This is a genomic window from Flavobacterium sp. RSSB_23 (genome assembly GCF_051547145.1).
Taxonomy (GTDB): Bacteria; Bacteroidota; Bacteroidia; order Flavobacteriales; family Flavobacteriaceae; genus Flavobacterium.
This window is the reverse complement of the sequence record NZ_JBPTTO010000001.1, coordinates 75,424-95,144: the sequence shown is the minus strand read 5'-3', so window position 1 is coordinate 95,144 and position 19,721 is coordinate 75,424. Positions and strand designations below refer to the sequence as shown.

Sequence of the window (19,721 nt, the reverse complement as noted above, 5' to 3'; positions counted from 1 at the left end):
GAATGTCGCTTATCCTAGAGGTGACGAGTACAAAATAAAAAAAACCTTTCTGAAATTCAGAAAGGTTTTTTGTCGGGGTGGCAGGATTCGAACCTGCGACCTCCTGCTCCCAAAGCAGGCGCGATAACCGGGCTACGCTACACCCCGTAACGCGGGTGCAAATATAGAATACTTTTTTGGCTATCACAAGTTATTTCAAAAATAAAATTATTTAACGCCTTGCGCAAAACAGTAAAATAAAATATTGGATTCAATTACAATTACTTAGACCAACTTTGAATAACCTCTTATACATCATTTTTTGAAAATAGAATTGGGATTATTATTTCATTTTCATTAACTTTAATCCTCTAATCAACTAAAAACCAATTATTTCAGATGAAAAAAAATATTTTAACCAGCTTAGTCGTATCCTTAACTCTTTTATCAATTAGTTGTCAAAAGAAATCGGAAACAACAACATCTAGTGAATCGAATCAAACAAAAGATAGTACCACTACCTCCATTTCAAAACCGGAAGAACAAAAGGCAGATTACACAAAAAAGGTTACTTATAAAGATATAAGCTTCGCTATTGCTGTAACAGGAAGCAATTTGACCATCCAACCAAAAGGTTTTTCAGAAGACAATTCTATTATTACAAAAACAATTGATGGTTCAATTAATAATGTAGAAGTTGACGATGTTAATGCAGATGGCTCACCAGAATTATTGATTTATGTCACTAGTGCTGGAAGTGGAAGCTACGGAACTGCAATTGGTTTTTCAGGGAACAATAATAAGTCATTGAGCGAAATTGCAATTCCAAGTATCATAGACAATCCTAAAGCCAACAAAGGTTATATGGGTCACGATGAATTTGCGCTTGTTGAAGGCACTTTGGTACAACGCTTTCCTATCTATAAAGAAGGTGACACCAATAGCAAACCCACTGGAGGTACTCGACAAATTCAGTACAAACTTAAAAACGGAGAAGCTTCAAAAGTTTTTGCAATCGACAAAATCATTGAATACTAATCAACAAGCATTTAAAATATAATTTTACAGTATTTAAAATCAATTCGCACTACATAAAAAGAACAATAACCCAAAAACAAGCTATATGAAAAACAAAATTAAACTTTTAGGACTGCTACTAGTAGCGTTTTTATTTTCAATAAATTCTTACGGACAATCAAAAGAAAAGCACAACAAAAAGAAGGATAAAGAATACTATAATAATGACAATTATAACTACAATAACAACTATGACAGATACAGCAAAGACAGATATGACAACCGTAAAAATTACAACAATCAGGATTTAGTTGGAAGAAGTGCTTTAAATGCTTATTCAACGCTTCGAAATAGAAATTTTTATGAACAAAAAACACATCAACAAGGCGGCAATACCTATAAAGTATGGTACAATAGAAACAGCAGACAATGCATTAAAACCACAAGTAGAGACCGCAGAATAACCTCGATAGTACCATCAACACATTGTAGATAAAAATCTTAAAAAGGAGCCTGTTATCAGACCCCTTTTTTTATGAATTTAAAATTTAACGAATACTTATAAAAACCTCTTAAAAAAAATAATTCCACAAAAAGAAGCGAATTCGCTTGTAAAAAATATAGCCTTGAAAATGGTTTCAGAAAACAATCACAAATGTTATTAAATAGATTTTCAATAACCATAAAAAATTGTATTTTTACCGCTCAAAATTCAAAAAACAAATGGGCAAAATCATTGCGATTGCTAATCAAAAAGGAGGAGTTGGAAAAACTACAACATCCGTAAATCTTGCAGCATCATTAGGTGTTTTAGAAAAAAAAGTTTTATTAATTGATGCTGACCCTCAAGCCAATGCCACATCAGGCCTAGGAATTGATGTCGAATCAGTTGAAATTGGCACCTATCAAATTTTAGAACACAGTCATACGCCACACGAAGCTTTACTTAAATGTACAGCTCCAAACGTAGACGTGATTCCTTCCCATATCGACCTTGTGGCTATCGAAATCGAATTGGTCGACAAAGAAAACCGTGAGTACATGCTCAAAAAATCATTGGACACCATCAAAGACGAATACGATTACATTTTGATTGATTGTGCGCCATCTTTAGGTTTATTAACTCTGAATGCACTTACTGCAGCTGATTCTGTAATTATTCCTATTCAGTGCGAATATTTTGCACTTGAAGGATTAGGAAAATTATTGAACACCGTAAAAAGTATTCAAAAAATTCACAACCCAGATTTAGACATCGAAGGATTATTATTAACGATGTATGATTCTAGATTACGTTTGTCTAATCAAGTTTTGGAAGAAGTTCAAAAACACTTTAATGATATGGTTTTTGAAACAGTAATCCAACGAAATGTAAAATTGAGTGAAGCACCTAGTTTTGGTGAAAGCATCATTAACTATGACGCAACTAGCAAAGGAGCGGTTAATTACATTCACTTAGCTCAAGAAATAATAAAGAAAAATAGCAAATAGGTTTTATGACAAAAGCAGTAAAAAAACAAGCACTCGGTAGAGGATTATCCGCATTATTAAAAGACCCTGAAAACGACATTAAGTCGGTTGAGGACAAAAATGCAGACAAAGTTGTTGGTAATATTATTGAGCTTGAAATTGATGCTATTGAAATTAATCCATTTCAACCTAGGACTAATTTCAATGAAGAATCACTGCGTGAACTAGCCACTTCTATCAAAGAATTAGGTGTGATTCAACCTATTACGGTTCGTAAATTAGATTTTAATAAATACCAATTAATTTCTGGAGAACGTCGTTTGCGTGCTTCTGTTTTAGTAGGACTTACCACAGTACCTGCTTACATTCGTATCGCAAATGATAATGAATCATTGGTTATGGCTTTGGTGGAAAACATTCAACGTCATGACTTAGACCCAATTGAGATTGCCCTTTCTTACCAACGTTTAATGGATGAAATCCAACTGACTCAAGAACAAATGAGTGAAAGAGTGGGTAAAAAACGCTCTACCATTGCCAACTATTTACGCCTTTTAAAACTAGACCCAATTATTCAAACAGGGATTAGAGACGGTTTCATCAGTATGGGACATGGTCGTGCCATCATCAATGTTGAGGATTTAGATGTGCAAGCCCAAATGTATCAGAAAATTGTAAGCCAGAATCTATCTGTGCGTGAAACAGAAACTTTGGTAAAAAACTATCACGAAAGCTTGTTGCCAAAATCAAATACTCCTTCAAAATCTGCAGCTTTTGAAATAGATGACGAACAACAACACAGTTTTAATTCTTATTTTGGAACCAAAGTAGACTTGAAAGTAGCCAATAACGGGAAAGGAAAAATTACGATTCCATTTCACTCTCAAGAAGATTTAAACAGAATTATTAAATTAATCAAAGGGTAGTGAATAAATTCCTAACCACATGTATCCTCTCTTTTTTTCTCGGTAATGGTTTTGTTTTTGCACAAGATAAAAAAACTGAAGGTTTAGTTGCAAAAGACACTGTCCAATCCAATGATATTGACCCATTAACACCTGCAAAAGCTGCCTTTTATTCGGCAATTTTACCAGGTTTAGGTCAAGCGTACAACAAAAAGTATTGGAAAATTCCATTAGTTTATGGTGGAATTGGCACAAGCTTGTATTTTTATATTGACAACAATAGAAAATACAATCAATACCGAGACGCTTACAAAAGAAGATTAGAAGGCTACACCGACGATAAATTCTCTTATTTAGACAATAGCCGACTCATTGCAGGTCAAAAATTCTACCAACGCAACAGAGATTTATCGGCATTAGTAACGGTTGGTTTTTACGTATTAAATATTATTGACGCCAATGTTGACGCAGCTTTAATACAATTTAATGTAAACGAAAATCTATCATTGAAACCTGAAATTTACCCAAACGATGTAACGTTTCGTCCCAACGTTGGACTAACTTTTAATTATACTTTTTAAGAAGTACTTATTTTAAATCAAAAAAAATGAAAATTGCGCTTTTAGGATACGGAAAAATGGGCCAAGTAATTGAAAGAATTGCACTTGAAAGAGGCCACGAAATCGTTTTGAAAAAAGACGAATTCAATACTTACGAAGGACTAGAAAAAGCCGATGTTGCCATAGATTTTAGTGTCCCAGCAGCAGCAGTTGCCAATATTTCAGCTAGTTTTAATAACAATGTCCCTGTCGTTTCGGGTACAACTGGTTGGTTGGAACACTATGACGAAATGATTGCCTTATGTAAAGAAAAAAAGGGCGGATTTATTTCCAGCTCTAATTTTAGTTTAGGTGTAAATCTTTTTTTTGAATTGAATTCTTATTTGTCCAAAATAATGGCTCCTTATGATTCTTACAAAGTGGCTATGGAAGAAATTCACCATATCCACAAATTAGACGCACCAAGCGGAACTGCTATTACCCTAGCCGAAGGAGTTATAGAACATAGCAATTATTCAAAATGGACAATGGATGCTAGTCCAAGAGAAAACGAACTTCCTATTGAAGCCATAAGAACAGGTGAAGTTCCTGGAACTCATACCGTAACTTACAACTCTCCTATCGACTCTATCGAAATTAAGCATACTGCTCACAACAGAGAAGGATTTGCCTTAGGTGCTGTTATTGCAGCAGAATGGTTGGCAGGAAAACAAGGCGTTTTCACAATGAAAGATGTTTTAAATTTTAAATAATCATAGCGCTAATTTAGCTTAAAAAACCGAATTCTATGACACTATATTCTTGGTTTGTATTCTTTTTAGTTGTTCAAATAATCCATTTTTTGGGTACGTGGAAAATGTACGAAAGCGCTGGAAGAAAACGCTGGCAAGCGGCGATTCCTATTTACAATGCTATTGTATTAATGAAAATAATTGGAAGACCAACTTGGTGGACCATTTTATTGTTCATTCCAGTAATCAACCTAATTATGTTTCCTGTAGTTTGGGTAGAAACCTTACGTAGTTTCGGAAGACGTTCTACAATAGATACCATCTTGGTGATTCTAACCTTTGGTTTTTATTTGTACTACATCAATTATACACAACCGTTGAATTATATAGCAGATAGAGACACTGCACCTGACCATAAAGCGGCTGATACGGTTAGTTCATTATTGTTTGCGGTTATTGTTGCCACTATTGTTCACACCTATTTCATTCAACCGTTTACCATTCCGACTTCATCTTTAGAGAAATCATTATTAGTAGGAGACTTTTTGTTTGTAAGCAAAATGAACTATGGCGCAAGAGTTCCAATGACAACTGTAGCGATGCCGATGGTTCACGATACTATTCCGCTAACTAAGAAAAAATCGTATTTAAATTGGCCACAATTACCATATATGAGATTTCCTTCTATAGAAGACATCAAGCGAAATGATATCGTAGTATTCAACTGGCCAGTAGATACAGTATATAAATTTCGAGACAAATCTGGATTGCGTGTTGACAAACCTATCGATAAAAAATCGAATTATGTAAAACGTTGCGTAGGTTTACCTGGCGATAATTTATCTATAAAAGACGGTTTAATTTACATTGACGGAAAAGAACTTATCTTACCCGAAAGAGCCAAACCGCAATATTCGTACAAATTGGCTTTGGATGGCAAAACGCCAATTGATTTTGAAACTTTGTTCAAAGAACTAGACATTACAGACCCTGCAGGCTTTTTAGATGACCAAAAAAGAGACACTTTATTTATTAGTGCTCTAACGGCTGCTGGAGCTGAACGCTTTAAACAAGTACCAGGTATTACTTCGGTGACTAGAATAATCTCAAAAGGAGCAGAGAAAAGTGTCTTCCCTCATACCAAAAACTGGAATCAAGATAACTACGGTCCAATTTATATTCCGCAAAAAGGAAAAACGGTGGCTTTGAATCTAGAAACGCTTCCTTTTTACAAAAATATCATAACCGATTATGAAAATAAAAAATTAGAAGTAAACGGAACCGAAATCAGAATTGACGGTAAAGTAACTACAAACTATACTTTTGCTCAAAATTATTATTGGATGATGGGAGACAATCGCCATAACTCTGAAGACAGTCGTTATTGGGGATTTGTTCCAGAAAACCATATTGTGGGTAAACCTATTTTTATTTGGTTAAGCTGGGATACTAACGGAAAAGGCATCAACAAAATTCGTTGGGACCGCGTTTTCACAACGGTTAGCGGAGAAGGCCAACCACAATCTTATTTCAAGTATTTCTTGTTTGCTTTAGTCGCTTTCTTTATTGGAGAATATTTTTGGAAAAAAAGAAAAGCTAAAACTGAGATTTAACCCAATGTACAACGTTTCTTCAAAAGTCATATTTTTCCTTGTCGGATAGATATGACTTTTGACTTTAAAAAAAGCAGTATGAATACCTTATTACACCCTTCGTATTTCCCTTCTATCAGTCAGTTTGCGGCTATGGTACAGTCGGAAGTGGTGACCTTTGAAGTTGAAGATAATTTTCAAAAACAGACCAATAGAAATAGAACTTACATTTATAGTCCGAATGGGATTCAAATGCTAAATATTCCTATAAAGCACGCCAACAAAGGACATCAAAAAACAAAAGACATTAGCATTGAAAATGATTTTGATTGGCAAAAGCAGCACTTTAAATCTCTTGAAGCGGGTTATAGAAGCTCTCCCTTCTTTGAGTTTTTTGAAGATGATTTTATGCCTTTCTTTGAAAAAAAACACCACTTTTTGATGGATTTGAATTTTGAAACCATCGCTTTGGTGGAGAAATGCCTTCGATATTCGCTAGAATTCAAAAAAACCAATGAGTACTTTCACGAAGTAGCAAATGACATTTTTGATGCTAGAAGCCTAGTAAATGGCAAAAAAGACCCTAATGTTTTTGAAACCTACACTCAAGTTTTTGATGACAAACACGGCTTCATTAACAACTTAAGTGTGTTGGATTTGATTTTTAATGAAGGAAAATTTGCTTTGGATTATCTGAAAAATCAAAAGATTATTGTGAAATAAATGACCTATTGACGGTCCTTTAGCCCCGATTACTATGACATATACAAACTAAAAAATTATTTATTTTTTAGTTTAAAAAAAGACATAACAAACCTTCGAATAAGAATTACACAAAGGTTTTTGTGCCTTTCATAAGTTATTTTTATTCGTAAACATCATAAATTTTATCAAGACAAGTTTCTTTTCAAATAAACCTGTTTGCTCTTACCCTAATCAATGTAAAACTGTAAAAAACGAACATTTTTTTATGCTGCTTTTCTAACTTCAAATGTTTTATTCTCTCTAATACAAGCACATATACGATGTACTAATTTGTTTCGTATATTGTTAATTACAAGCATTTTATTTTTTCCTTCAGCCACTTTTCTTTTAAAATATTCTTTCATCTCGGGGTCGTGATTCACTGCTGATAGCGCACACATATGCAAATGCTTTTTAAGTTTTTTATTAGCCATATGGTGAACTCTCGGTTTTGATCTTATGCTTTTTCCTGAAGTATACTCAAAAGGAACCACACCCGCGTAACAAGCTAGTTGTCGTGGCGATGAATAGGCTTTAAATTCATTAGTAAAACAGATTAAATATAAAGTCGTTACTTTACCAACTCCAGGAACCGAAATGGCTAGCGAATAAATTTTGTTTAAGTTTTCATCTCCCTTTATGAATACATCTAATTGTTTCTCTATTTCTTTTAGATCCGAAGTAATCCCTTTTAAGGTTTTCTTTTGAAACTTCTCAGAGAGTTTTGATAATTCGGGATCTAAAGATTTTATTTCTTTTGAATTTCGCATCAAAGTAGATTTGGTAAGAATCAACTTTTCCCTTAATGACATTAGACTTCTGATTTTTTCAACAGTTTTACTGGGAGCTTTATAAATTACGGCATCCTGCAGATTTTTCATTGCATAAATAGCAATCCTTTCTGCATCAATTTTATCATTCTTACCTCTTTGAAGTCCCATACTTCTTATAATTTTTAAAGACATCTCCACCCAAAGAGAATAATTAAAAATCATTAAATATTTAATGATTAATTTCCCATACATACCAGTATGTTCTAAGCAAACAAGGGTTTCTAGATTTGTAGCCCTTTGCTTTTTAAGCCATTGATTTAATGTTTTTACTCCTTTGGAATCATTTACAAATTGATTATGAATTGGTTTTTCTTTTTCTCCATTCATAATTAAAACTACATCAAAATACTCTTTGGATACATCGATGCCTAGAAAATGTTTAAATTTGCTCATAAGATAATGTTTTAAAATTAGCAACCAGCTATTGAATACATTCATATCCTTGATAATAGGCATTATAACCTTAATTACTATTCTGAAGATTATTCAATAAAACTGACAAAGTCCTAATCGGGGCATAAGTAGCTAACTTTGATCGAAGAGAAGGTTCACTTTGTCAGTTTGGTTGTTGATTAAAAGTACTTTAAATTTATTTAGCAAATCTAAAGGATTGCAGTGGAAATCCTTATGACCCGGGGTTCGGGGCATAAGATTATAGCGAAAAGCGGGAAACCATAACTCCAAAAAAGCCTTTTGTTTCGCTCCAAAAACTACTTTTAAAAACTCAATTTGGCTATGATGGGATAATGGTCTGAGTTTTGAAATTCGGGGAAACTTTGAAAATCTTTAACTTCCATTTGGTTATCGGCAAAAATATAATCGATTCTTGCGGGGTAATAACGAAACGTGTAGGTTTGCCCGAAACCTTTTCCTGCTTCTTCGAAAGTGTCTCTCAATTTGCCTTTTACATTGCGGTACACATATGAGAAAGCACTGTTATTCAAATCGCCACAAATGATTAACGGATAGTTGCATTCTTTTTTGTGAGCGATAAATATTTCGGCTTGCTCTTGTTGTTGTCTGAAAGCTTTGCTAATTCGGTTGTATAATTTCTGTGATTTTTGTTGATTGATAACTTCGATATTTTCGGAAATTTCGTGAACGTCAGGTGATATTTTTATCGATTGAAAATGGATATTGTATACGCGAATAATGTCTTTTCCTCGCTTAATATCAGCAAAAATGGCGTTATTATTAGAATGAGGAAAAATAATATTGCCTTGATTAATTATTGGAAATTTTGAAAAAATGGCTTGACCTGTGCGAATTTTGTCGCCTTCGATAAAAATATAACGATAGGGATAGACTTTTAAATCAATATTTCCGTGGTTGGAATATTCCTGAATGCATAGAATATCGGGATTATTTTGATTGATGAAAGCCAAGATTACTTGCGGAATATCGTCTCTGTCAATCCATTTGAATACGTTAAAAAGACGAACATTGTAACTCATTATTTTAAAGTCCTTTGGAGACTCAGGGTGGACTTTTTGTGAAAACTTGTAAAATTTATTGATAAAAGTAATTCCCATTAGCAAAACCAAACCCGATAGAATCATTCGCTTTTTGAATTGAATCCCCCAATAAATGAAAAACAAACCGTTAAGCACAAAAAAGACAGGCATAAAAAGTGTAAAAACCGCAAACAACGGAAACACTTTAGGCGACAAAAAAGGAAAAATGTAAGCCGTAAAAGTGAATACAGTTAGCACTATATTCAAGAAAAACATTATTTTATTGAACCAAGATAGGTTTTTCATTTTCTATTAGTTTCAGGTTGAAGATTTAGATATATTATCTAAAACGACATTATTTTCCGGCTTTAAACAAAAATTCTTTTTCTTCTTTGGTCAGACAATCATACCCCGACTGACTAATTTTATCTAAAATTTCATCAATTTGTTGTTGGGTTTTGTCTTTAGTAACAATTCTAGAAGTCGTTCTTGTTGGTTCTTTTCTTGCGTAATTAACGTGTACTTTTTTGAACGGTTTTTTCTCTTTCTTTTGAAACAGACTCACAAAAAAATCAGTTATTCCAGAAACCAATTTACTCAAATCCAAACCATTAACCAATAGTTTTATAAATAAAAAACCAAAAAAAGCACCAGCAAAGTGAGCGATGTGCCCGCCCATATTCTCTAAACGAAATTGAAGCACATCCAATAAAAGAATTACAGCGGTGATGTACCACAACTTCACCCTTCCGAATAGAAATAATTGGACTTCCATAAGTGGTTGATAAGTTGTTGTGGCCATTAGAATAGCGTAAATGGCTGCTGATGCGCCAACTATTAACGAAGTATATTGCAAAAAATAATAAGACACTACAAACACTATCCCCGAAAAAATAGAACTTAGCACATAGAGTCCCACAAACTGCTTGGTAGTAAAAAAGGTCAAAAATAATTGACTACAAAAATGCAAAACAAGCATATTGAAGAACAAATGACCAATCCCGTCGTGAAAAAAAGCATACGATAGATACGTCCAAGGATGTCGTAAAGAAACCAGTGGGTCTGATGATAAAGCAATCCAATCAGGAAATACAAATTGACCAAACTTAAATTGGTAAAAAAGGAGTATAGAGACTAAAAAGATGCCTACATTCCAGAAAATGAATTGCAATGCAACATCTCCCAAACGGTAACGCGATTTTAAATCATCGAATATATTCATAAAGTGATGCATTAATGACTCAAATATAAGCAAAGCTATAAAAAAGAACTAGCTTTTTTAATTCCAACGATTGTTATTGAATTGATTTTTTTTCCAATACCACATCATCAAGAAACCTAACAGAGCACCTCCCAAATGCGCAAAGTGTGCAATTCCTGAAGAACCTCCAAAAATAGAACCTCCAGTTACACCAGAATATAAATCGATTAATAATAATCCTGGCACAAAGTATTTTGCTTTGATTGGAATTGGGATAAACATCAAAGCTAACTCTGCATTAGGAAACATAAAAGCAAAGGCAACCAACAGTCCGTAAATTGCTCCTGAAGCACCAACTACTGTCCCAAAATAAGCTCCTACAAACTCATTGAACTCAGTAACTGTAAGCAACTCTTGCCATCTTGTATTTATTTTTCCTTCATTCAAAACTTGCAAAATATCAGCTTTTGTAAAACCATTTGAAATTAAAGTATTCAATCCATTTTCAAAGAAATAGTAATTCACCCCTGTATGCAACAAAGCCGCTCCTAATCCACATGAAATGTAAAAAAACAAAAACTTTTTGCCGCCCCAAAAGTGCTCTAAGGCAGAACCAAAAGAATACAAAGCAAACATATTAAACAAGATATGCATGACATTTGGTAATGGAGCATGCATAAACATATGCGTAAAAATTTGCCAACTATGAAAATCTAGATTGTCAAAATAATACATAGACAATAAACGATACGCGGGTTCGCCCACAATCATAGAACCAATATAAAACAGCACGTTAATAATCAACAATTGCTTAACGGTAGGTGTGATATTCATCATACAGCAAATTTTTTATCTAAATCTTCCACACGCATGGTAATGAAAGTAGGTTTATTAAAAGGAGAAATATTGGGTTCTTTGCAAGCAAAAAGTCCGTTTACCACATTTTCTTGCTCTTTTTCGGTTAAATAGGTACCTGTTTTTACTGCTAAGCTTTTGGCCATTGATTTGGCAATAGTATCGCTTTGACTAAAACTGTTTTCTGGAATCCCATCGTGTAAATCGGCTAATAATTGTTCGATAACCAAAGCTACTTCACTTTCAGAAATCGTAACAGGAATACCCGAAATCACCACATGGTCTGTAGCCGAAGTATCAAAAACAAAGCCTGTTGCAGTCAATGTACTTTGCAACTCCTTAATCAACGCCATTTCATCGGTAGAAAAGAACAAATTCAACGGAAACAACAACTGCTGACTAGCCGCTTGGTGCATGGTCATATTGGCAAGAAATTGCTCGTACAACACTCTTTGATGAGCGCGCTGTTGGTCGACTATAACCATTCCTGATTTTATAGGCGAAACAATATACTTTTTATGTATTTGATATGTTTTTTGAACCGCTTGTTCTACTTCATTATCCGAAAACAATGAGGAAGAAATCGCATCTGTTTCAAAAGCCATACTAGAAAATTGCTCAGGTTCTGGGTCACGTTCTATCTCTGGTTCTAGCCCAACATACAAACTTTTCCAACTTGCCGTAGCTTCTGGTTTCTTATAACTTGAATAGGATTTTTGAGGTATTGGAGCGGTTTCGGCAAAAGGGTTGAAATTCCCATCCACCTCAATCGTTGGAAAAGAGCCTTCCAAATCTTTGTAATGGTAAGGCGTATCCAAATTGGCATCTCTATCAAAATCCAATACAGGAGCTACATTAAATTGCCCAAGACTGTGCTTGATTGAAGCTCTTAGAATAGCATACAAAGCATGTTCATCGTCAAATTTAATTTCAGTCTTTGTAGGATGAATGTTGATATCAATCGTATTGGGTTCAACGGTGAGGTACAAAAAGTAACTAGGTTGCAAACCATCTTTCAAAATACCATCAAAAGCTGCCATTACCGCGTGGTGCAAATAACCACTTTTTATGAATCGGTCATTGACAAAGAAAAACTGCTCTCCCCTACTCTTTTTGGCAAATTCGGGTTTACTAACAAAACCTTGAATGCTTACTATCTCCGTTTCTTCGCTAACTGGAACTAACTTTTCATTGGTTTTACCAGCAAAAATTCCAACTATACGTTGACGTAAAGTGGCTGGAGGTAAATTGAACATTTCATTTCCGTTGTGATAAAAAGTGAAATGTATTTTGGGATGCGCCATAACCACACGTTGGAACTCATCGACCACGTGACGAAATTCAACAGTATCCGATTTTAGGAAATTGCGACGAGCTGGAATATTAAAGAAAAGATTTTTTACAGCAAAAGAAGTTCCTTTAGGCAAAACAGCGACTTCTTGGGAAACAAATTTACTTCCTTCGATAATAATGTGAGTACCCAATTCGTCTTGGTCCTGCTTGGTTTTCATTTCTACGTGGGCAATCGCAGCGATAGAAGCCAATGCTTCTCCACGAAACCCTTTGGTGTTTAATGAAAACAAATCTTCTGCTAAACGAATTTTGGAAGTAGCGTGGCGTTCAAAACACAAACGCGCATCCGTCACACTCATTCCAACGCCATTATCAATGACTTGAACTAAAGATTTTCCTGCATCTTTTATGATTAATTTAATGTCGGTTGCTTTGGCATCGACTGCATTTTCTAGCAATTCTTTGACTACAGATGCAGGTCTTTGCACTACTTCTCCAGCAGCAATTTGGTTAGCGACGTGATCTGGCAGCAATTGAATAATACTCGACATTAAAAAAAATTAGATTTAGAGATTAAGGATTTATGATTAAAAAAATCAAAAACCGAGGAGGACAAATTTAAGCAAAAACTATTGGGTTTTACTAGGGTCGCACTCATAAAAAAAACAAAAAACCTATACTTTAAAATTCGAAGTATAGGTTGTATAAATTAAGAAATTATAACGCTATTCTTCAAGCTGTAATGGCTTGTCTTCGATTTGCAAAGCGCCAGCTCCTAAAAGATTTTGATGCTGAAATTGGTGCGTTAGCGTAGCTTGATGACGAATGTAAGCCATTTTAATAGCAGCGATAGCGGCTTCGGTTCCTTTGTTACCGTGGATTCCTCCGCTTCTGTCTATAGATTGTTGCATCGTATTATCCGTTAGTACGCAAAAGATAACAGGAATATCGGTTTGTACGTTTAGGTCTTTGATGCCTTGTGTAACGCCTTCGCAAACAAAATCGAAATGTTTGGTCTCGCCTTGAATAACACACCCAATTACGATAACCGCATCTACGTTTTGCGTTTGCAACATTTTTTTTGCGCCATAAATTAGCTCAAAACTACCTGGAACATTCCAACGGATAATTTGTTGAGCGGGCACTTGATTTTCTATCAAGGCTTGGTAAGCACCATTAAAAAGCCCTTCTGTTATATTCTCATTCCATTCTGCTACTACAATTCCGAAACGGAAGGCTCTTGCATCAGGAACTTCGTTTTTGTCGTAATCCGATAAATTTTTGTTTACGGTTGCCATTGTATTTTATTATTTAAATTAAACGCTTGTCTCATTGCTATTCAGGATGTTTCAAACAGACAAAATTGCCGGTCTCTAGCCCCGATGGGAGGGAATATCCTTTTTTATAAAGCACACGGTTTTCTCAAAAAACGGTGTGCTTTATAAAAAAGATAGGAAGGACAGCGGGACTGTTTTTCCTGAAAAGCCTATTGTTGCTGCTCCTAAAAAGCAGTAGTAAATATAGGCATAAAAAAAGAGGTTAGAAATGAAAGTAGTCAAAAATTAATTCGAACTCCTTTGGTTTCTAACCTCTAATTTTTTTGGAGAATTAGGGCTTTTTTATTGCGCTAATCCTATTAATCCGTCTACAACTGCTGCTTCTGGAGTTGCGTCATAATTTTCTTTGATATCTGTAAAATATTTCAAAGCGTCTTCTTTTTTACCTAAGCTCAAGGCCGTTTTACCAGCTTTCATCAAGAAACGTGGCGTAGTAAAATCGTTTTTGTTGGCTTCAGCTGCTTTTACATAAAAATCTAAAGCTTCTTCTTGCTTGTTGGTTTGAGCATAAGCATCTCCAATAGCACCTTTTGCTAATGCGCTTAGGATAATGTCATCAGACTTGAATTTCTCTAAGTAAGAGATAGCTTCTGCATATTTACCTGTATTTAGGTAAGCGATACCAGCATAGTAATTCGCCAAATTTCCTGCAGCGGTTCCTGAGTATTCGTCAGCGATTTTGATAAATCCGAATTTACCTTCAGACCCGTTTAATGATAATTTGTATAAAGAATCACTAGCTACACCGTCTGTTGCTTTTTGGAAGTTTTGTTGTGCTACGAACATTTCGTTAGCAGCTTCTTCTTCGTGTGGAGTAGCAATAAATTTTTGATATGCTAAATATCCTACAGTTATCAAAGCAATACCTGCTACGATACCAATAATGATTTTTTGGTTTTTGGCAACAAAATCTTCAGTTCTTGATGCTGTTTCGTCTAGCTTAGAGAAAACTTCAGCAGTAGCGCTGTCTTTTTCATTAATTTGAACTTCTTCGATTGGTTCTTTTACTTCTTTCTCTTTTGGTGTTTTATATCCTCGTTTGCTGTAAGTAGCCATTTAAAATTAATTTAGTGAGCCGCAAAAATAAAATTTTTATTGAAACAGACGTAAAAAAAATTGATTTTATATTCAGTTTTATCTTCTTTCTTTTTTCAATTCTTGAAAACCTTAATAATATGGATAATTTTCAATAATTTGCGCCCCTCTAAACTAGCACTCATAAACGAGGTTGTTGTCAATAAAAAGGGAGCTTTCACTATGTATTTAAAAAAAATTTCTTTATTCAATTACAAAAATTTTGCCGAAGCTGAATTTGAATTTGACAACAAGATTAATTGTTTTGTTGGCAAAAACGGAATTGGAAAAACGAATGTTCTGGATGCCATTTATCATTTGGCTTACGGTAAAAGTTATTTCAATCCGCTAGCCATTCAAAACATTAAACACGGTGAAGATTTTTTTGTAATTGATGCTTTGTTCGAAAAAAATGAACGCAACGAACAAATTGTTTGCAGCATCAAAAAAGGGCAAAAAAAGATTTTAAAAAGAAACGGCAAAGCCTACGACAAATTTTCTGACCATATTGGTTTCATTCCACTGGTCATTATTTCGCCCGCCGACCGCGACCTTATTATAGAAGGAAGCGAAACCCGAAGAAAGTTTATGGACAGCGTGATTTCGCAACTCGACGCGACCTATTTACAGCAATTGATTCAGTATCAAAAAACCATCAGTCAGCGCAACGCATTATTGAAGTATTTTGCTTTGAACCACGTTTTTGACAAGGACACTTTATCTATTTACAACGAACAATTGGATGGTTTTGCTGCATTACTTTTCGAAAAAAGAAAAGCATTTATTGCTGAATTTTTACCTATTTTCAATAAGCATCATCAAGCCATTACAGGAAGTGCCGAACAAGTGCAACTGGTTTATGAAAGCCATCTTTATGAGAATACACTCTTGCATTTACTAAATGAAAATTTAGCCAAAGACCGAGCGCTACAGTACACCAGCGTTGGGATTCACAAAGACGATTTGTCGTTTGAGATTGATTCGTTTCCCATCAAAAAGTTTGGTTCACAAGGCCAACAAAAATCATTTTTGATTGCCCTAAAACTTGCTCAATTTGATTTCCTAAAACAACAAAGTGGCGTAAAACCGATACTGCTTTTTGATGATATTTTTGATAAGCTAGATGAATTTCGAGTAGCCAAAATTATCGAAATGGTAAAAGATGATTCGTTTGGACAACTCTTTATTTCGGACACTCATCCCGAAAGAACCGAGGCCATATTGCAATCGACTTACCAAAGCTATAAGGTTTTCAATTTATAACAACCAAAAAGAACACGCTGTAGCATTCAAGATTTGAAGTGTTTTATTTCAACCAAAGCCTAAAAAATAATTACTTTTACATAAAATCATTCAATACCTATGAAATCGCCATTAACAAAGAGTTTGCTGCAAGCAAACACCAATAAATAAAAGGCGATTCCATATATGACCACTAAAAAATAAATTTTACATATATGAAAAACATTTTTATCATCGCATTGGCAATGCTTTTTAGTTTTACTTCTTGCCAAAGTCAAACTTCAAAAAACACACAAGTATTAGAAGCTTCCGCTTTTGCAGAGAAAATAAAAAACACCCCTAACGCACAAATCCTTGACGTAAGAACCCCTCAAGAATTTGCAGGCGACCATATTGAAAATGCCAAAAACGTCAATTGGCTCAATGCTGATTTTGCTACAAATGCAGCTACATTAGACAAAACAAAACCAGTTTTTGTGTATTGCAAAGCAGGAAGTCGTAGTCAAAAAGCCGCAGCAAAATTAGAAGAAATGGGGTTTACCACTGTTTATGATTTACAAGGTGGGATATTAAAATGGGAAGCAGCGGGGCTTTCAATACCAAGTGACAAACTTGTTGGAATCAATCGTCAACAATTTGAAGCACTTTTGAAGTCAGACAAAAAAGTACTAATCAACTTCTTCGCTTCTTGGTGTGCGCCTTGCAAACAAATGGAACCGTACATCTCAAAAATGCAAAAAGAAAATAGCGACAAAGTTGTTATTATTCGTTTGAATGCCGATGAAAACAAAACCATTATGAAAGAACTAAAAGTAGAAGAACTTCCAACCTTACTTTTGTACGAAAACAACAACCTAAAATGGAAAAGTAGCGGTTTTGTAAGCGAAGAAGATTTGAAAAAACAAATACTATAACTATGGTTTCTGAAAGCACGATACAATTCTTAAAAGATTTAAAAACCAACAACAACAGAGAGTGGTTTTTAGACAATAAAAAACGATACGAAGCTGTCAAAAAAGAATACTACCAACTAACTGCTGATATATTGGATAGTATGAAAGCTCTGGACCCAGCCTTAGCCCTTTTGGAAGTAAAAAACTGTATATTCAGAATCAATCGTGATATTCGTTTTTCAAAAGACAAATCACCTTACAAGACCCATTTAGGTATTTGGCTTTCTACTGGCGCAAAAAATGTAGAATCGGCTGGATATTATTTACAAATCGATGCCGAAAATCCTTTTGTTGGAGGCGGAATGTACTGTCCTCAACCCGAACAAATTCAGAAAATCCGAAAAGAAATCAACTTTTTTTATGATGATTTAGTAGCTATAACTAGCGACAAAGATTTTGTTTCCAACTACAAAGCACTGAATCGTGACGAAAATTCAACGCTAAAAAATCCGCCAAGAGGCTACGAAAAAGACAACCCAGCGATTGAATTTTTAAAATTAAAAAGCTACACCGCCACCGAAAATTTCAATCCTGAACTTTTGACCCACAAAGATTTTATTCCGTTAATGGTCCAAAAAATGATTGCTTTGCGACCATTGAACGAATTCCTCAACAGAGCTTTAGAAATAGAATAACCTGTTTGTAACAGACAAAATACTACTCCCTATGGAAATCCTCGAAAATTTTTCATTAAAAAAATACAACACTTTTGGCATTGAAGCCAAAGCCAAACAATTCGTTGCCGTTCACTCTACAGAAGAGCTACAACAAGTGTTAGCACAGCATCCCAACGAAAAAAAATTCATTTTGGGTGGAGGCAGCAATATGTTGTTGACCCAAGACATTGACGCTTTGGTCATCCACATCGATTTGAAAGGAAAAAAAATAATCGATGCCAATGACGATTTTGTTTGGGTGGAAGCCCAAGCTGGCGAAAACTGGCACGAGTTCGTACTTTGGACCATCGACCAAGATTTTGGCGGACTAGAAAATATGTCGCTTATTCCGGGTAATGTAGGCACCACTCCCGTTCAAAATATTGGCGCTTACGGCACCGAAATCAAGGACACTTTTGTTTCGTGCAACGCTATGCACATAGCCACTCAAGAAATCAAAAGTTTCACCAATGCCGATTGCCATTTTGGATACCGCGAAAGTATTTTCAAAAACGAAGTAAAAGGGCAATTCGTAATCACTAGTGTGGTTTTCAAATTAACCAAAACAAATCACCACATCAACACCTCTTATGGCGATATTACTGGAGAATTAGCCAAAAATGGCATTACGCAACCCACGCTAAAAGACGTGAGCAACGCCGTAATCGCCATCCGACAAAGCAAATTACCCGACCCAAAAGAATTAGGCAACAGTGGTAGTTTCTTCAAAAACCCAATCCTTCCGAAAGCGGATTTCGAAAGCATTCATAAAAAATTCCCCGAAATGCGCTTTTTTGAGGTCTCACCAACCGAGGTCAAAGTACCTGCTGGTTGGCTAATCGAGCAAGCGGGTTTCAAAGGCAAACGCTTTGGCGACGCCGGAATCCACAAAAATCAGGCGCTAGTGCTGGTCAATTACGGCAACGCAACGGGTCAAGAAATCGTGGCGGTCTCCAAAAACATCCAAGAAACCATTTTCAACACCTTTGGCATCCACATCGAAGCCGAAGTGAATATCATTTAGGAGCGAAACAATAGGCTATTCAGGAAACAAGGTTCCCGCTTTTCGCTATACCCGAGCGATAGCGAATTGACGAAGTAATCTTTTGTGCCGAACCCCGGCACAAAAGGATTTCCGCTGCAATCGGGGCTAGCGAGCCACAAAAGGCATTTTTGTAAACATCTAAAAATTCCAAAAAATGTACACACCCGATATTTACCAACTAGAAAATCCCGATAGCATTCGCGCCTTTCTAAAAGAAAATGCTTTTGGTATATTAATCAATCAAACCAACGGAAAATTGTGGGCAACGCACATCCCAATGGAATTGGATTATAATAGCGAAGGAAAAGAAATCTTGCACGGTCACCTCTCCAAAGAAAACCCACAAGGCAGCGCTTTTGAAGACAATACGGAAGTTTTGGCTGTTTTTACGGGTCCGCACGCTTACATTTCGTCTTCTTGGTACGACCACGAAAACGTCCCTACTTGGAATTACACCGCCGTTCACGTATATGGAAAAGTAAAAATCATTCACGGAGAAGCCCTAATCGATTCTCTAACAAAATTGGTAGACAAATACGAACAAGCTTCAGCCTGTCCGGTAAAAGTCAGTGAGTTGTCCAAAGCTACGATGCGACAAGCCAAGGGCGTGATAGGTTTTGAAATTGAAATCACTCAGATTGAAGCGACACAAAAAATGTCTCAAAATCGCGACGAACACAATTACAAAAACATAATTCAAGAGCTAGAAAAAACGCAATCATCTTCAGCTATTGCCGTTGCAGAAGAAATGAAAAAATTAAGAAAGTAAATGACCGATTG

The 19,721-nt window shown here is 35.3% G+C and carries 20 protein-coding genes and 1 tRNA gene; 13 read left to right on the top strand and 8 right to left on the bottom strand.

Annotated elements, in window-relative coordinates:
* Nucleotides 1-72: 72 nt before the first annotated feature.
* Nucleotides 73-147: transfer RNA gene (locus tag ACSVH9_RS00445), tRNA-Pro, on the bottom strand.
* A 231-nt stretch (nucleotides 148-378) separates the two neighbouring features.
* Between ACSVH9_RS00445 and ACSVH9_RS00440 the strand changes: the two genes are divergently transcribed.
* From ACSVH9_RS00440 to ACSVH9_RS00405, 8 genes are all read left to right on the top strand, one after another.
* Nucleotides 379-1,017 (top strand): PliI family lysozyme inhibitor of I-type lysozyme, encoded by a 639-nt coding sequence (locus ACSVH9_RS00440; RefSeq protein WP_438062001.1) that lies wholly within the window; start codon nucleotides 379-381, stop codon nucleotides 1,015-1,017.
* An 85-nt stretch (nucleotides 1,018-1,102) separates the two neighbouring features.
* A complete protein-coding gene (locus ACSVH9_RS00435) occupies nucleotides 1,103-1,492 on the top strand; it encodes a hypothetical protein (RefSeq protein WP_438062000.1) in 390 nt (129 codons plus the stop codon).
* Between the two features lie 227 nt (nucleotides 1,493-1,719).
* On the top strand, nucleotides 1,720-2,487 hold the full coding sequence (locus ACSVH9_RS00430) for a ParA family protein (protein WP_438061999.1): 768 nt from the start codon (nucleotides 1,720-1,722) through the stop codon (nucleotides 2,485-2,487).
* Between the two features lie 5 nt (nucleotides 2,488-2,492).
* Nucleotides 2,493-3,392 (top strand): ParB/RepB/Spo0J family partition protein, encoded by a 900-nt coding sequence (locus ACSVH9_RS00425; protein ID WP_300978707.1) that lies wholly within the window; start codon nucleotides 2,493-2,495, stop codon nucleotides 3,390-3,392.
* A complete protein-coding gene (locus tag ACSVH9_RS00420; protein ID WP_438061998.1) occupies nucleotides 3,392-3,952 on the top strand; it encodes a DUF5683 domain-containing protein in 561 nt (186 codons plus the stop codon). Before ACSVH9_RS00425 ends, ACSVH9_RS00420 begins: the two co-directional genes overlap by 1 nt.
* 26 nt (nucleotides 3,953-3,978) lie before the next feature.
* The gene (gene dapB, locus ACSVH9_RS00415) at nucleotides 3,979-4,683 is read left to right on the top strand and encodes a 4-hydroxy-tetrahydrodipicolinate reductase (RefSeq protein ID WP_438061997.1); all 705 of its coding nucleotides are present in this window, start codon (nucleotides 3,979-3,981) and stop codon (nucleotides 4,681-4,683) included.
* Between the two features lie 35 nt (nucleotides 4,684-4,718).
* On the top strand, nucleotides 4,719-6,275 hold the full coding sequence (gene lepB, locus ACSVH9_RS00410) for a signal peptidase I (protein WP_438061996.1): 1,557 nt from the start codon (nucleotides 4,719-4,721) through the stop codon (nucleotides 6,273-6,275).
* A gap of 78 nt (nucleotides 6,276-6,353) precedes the next feature.
* Nucleotides 6,354-6,977, top strand: coding sequence for a WbqC family protein (locus ACSVH9_RS00405; RefSeq protein ID WP_438061995.1), 624 nt, complete (start codon nucleotides 6,354-6,356; stop codon nucleotides 6,975-6,977).
* A 245-nt stretch (nucleotides 6,978-7,222) separates the two neighbouring features.
* Here the strand turns inward: ACSVH9_RS00405 and ACSVH9_RS00400 are convergent, their stop codons facing one another.
* From ACSVH9_RS00400 to ACSVH9_RS00370, 7 genes are all read right to left on the bottom strand, one after another.
* Nucleotides 7,223-8,224, bottom strand: a complete 1,002-nt coding sequence (locus ACSVH9_RS00400) for an IS110 family transposase (RefSeq protein WP_438061994.1) — start codon at nucleotides 8,222-8,224, stop codon at nucleotides 7,223-7,225.
* Between the two features lie 323 nt (nucleotides 8,225-8,547).
* The gene (locus tag ACSVH9_RS00395; protein ID WP_438061993.1) at nucleotides 8,548-9,591 is read right to left on the bottom strand and encodes an endonuclease/exonuclease/phosphatase family protein; all 1,044 of its coding nucleotides are present in this window, start codon (nucleotides 9,589-9,591) and stop codon (nucleotides 8,548-8,550) included.
* Nucleotides 9,592-9,640: 49 nt separating this feature from the next.
* Nucleotides 9,641-10,507: a rhomboid family intramembrane serine protease gene (locus ACSVH9_RS00390; protein WP_438061992.1), complete on the bottom strand. Its 867-nt coding sequence runs from the start codon at nucleotides 10,505-10,507 to the stop codon at nucleotides 9,641-9,643.
* Nucleotides 10,508-10,564: 57 nt separating this feature from the next.
* On the bottom strand, nucleotides 10,565-11,323 hold the full coding sequence (locus ACSVH9_RS00385; RefSeq protein WP_438061991.1) for a rhomboid family intramembrane serine protease: 759 nt from the start codon (nucleotides 11,321-11,323) through the stop codon (nucleotides 10,565-10,567).
* On the bottom strand, nucleotides 11,320-13,185 hold the full coding sequence (gene mutL, locus ACSVH9_RS00380; RefSeq protein WP_438061990.1) for a DNA mismatch repair endonuclease MutL: 1,866 nt from the start codon (nucleotides 13,183-13,185) through the stop codon (nucleotides 11,320-11,322). The genes ACSVH9_RS00385 and mutL overlap by 4 nt, the downstream gene beginning before the upstream one ends.
* A gap of 174 nt (nucleotides 13,186-13,359) precedes the next feature.
* Nucleotides 13,360-13,932 carry a 6,7-dimethyl-8-ribityllumazine synthase gene (gene ribH, locus ACSVH9_RS00375; RefSeq protein WP_438061989.1) on the bottom strand — a complete coding sequence of 191 codons (573 nt, stop codon included), beginning with the start codon at nucleotides 13,930-13,932 and terminating at the stop codon, nucleotides 13,360-13,362.
* A 321-nt stretch (nucleotides 13,933-14,253) separates the two neighbouring features.
* On the bottom strand, nucleotides 14,254-15,027 hold the full coding sequence (locus ACSVH9_RS00370) for a tetratricopeptide repeat protein (RefSeq protein ID WP_438061988.1): 774 nt from the start codon (nucleotides 15,025-15,027) through the stop codon (nucleotides 14,254-14,256).
* A 201-nt stretch (nucleotides 15,028-15,228) separates the two neighbouring features.
* On the opposite strand from ACSVH9_RS00370, the gene recF reads away from it, so the two are divergent.
* The 5 genes from recF (at nucleotide 15,229) to ACSVH9_RS00345 (ending at nucleotide 19,710) form a co-directional block, all read left to right on the top strand.
* On the top strand, nucleotides 15,229-16,308 hold the full coding sequence (recF, locus tag ACSVH9_RS00365) for a DNA replication/repair protein RecF (RefSeq protein WP_438061987.1): 1,080 nt from the start codon (nucleotides 15,229-15,231) through the stop codon (nucleotides 16,306-16,308).
* A gap of 194 nt (nucleotides 16,309-16,502) precedes the next feature.
* Nucleotides 16,503-17,201: a thioredoxin domain-containing protein gene (locus tag ACSVH9_RS00360; RefSeq protein WP_438061986.1), complete on the top strand. Its 699-nt coding sequence runs from the start codon at nucleotides 16,503-16,505 to the stop codon at nucleotides 17,199-17,201.
* A gap of 2 nt (nucleotides 17,202-17,203) precedes the next feature.
* Nucleotides 17,204-17,875 carry a DUF2461 domain-containing protein gene (locus ACSVH9_RS00355; RefSeq protein WP_438061985.1) on the top strand — a complete coding sequence of 224 codons (672 nt, stop codon included), beginning with the start codon at nucleotides 17,204-17,206 and terminating at the stop codon, nucleotides 17,873-17,875.
* 31 nt (nucleotides 17,876-17,906) lie between these two features.
* A complete protein-coding gene (murB, locus tag ACSVH9_RS00350) occupies nucleotides 17,907-18,920 on the top strand; it encodes a UDP-N-acetylmuramate dehydrogenase (RefSeq protein WP_438061984.1) in 1,014 nt (337 codons plus the stop codon).
* A 175-nt stretch (nucleotides 18,921-19,095) separates the two neighbouring features.
* Complete coding sequence (locus ACSVH9_RS00345; protein WP_438061983.1) at nucleotides 19,096-19,710, top strand: FMN-binding negative transcriptional regulator; 615 nt, start codon at nucleotides 19,096-19,098, stop codon at nucleotides 19,708-19,710.
* Nucleotides 19,711-19,721: the final 11 nt, after the last annotated feature.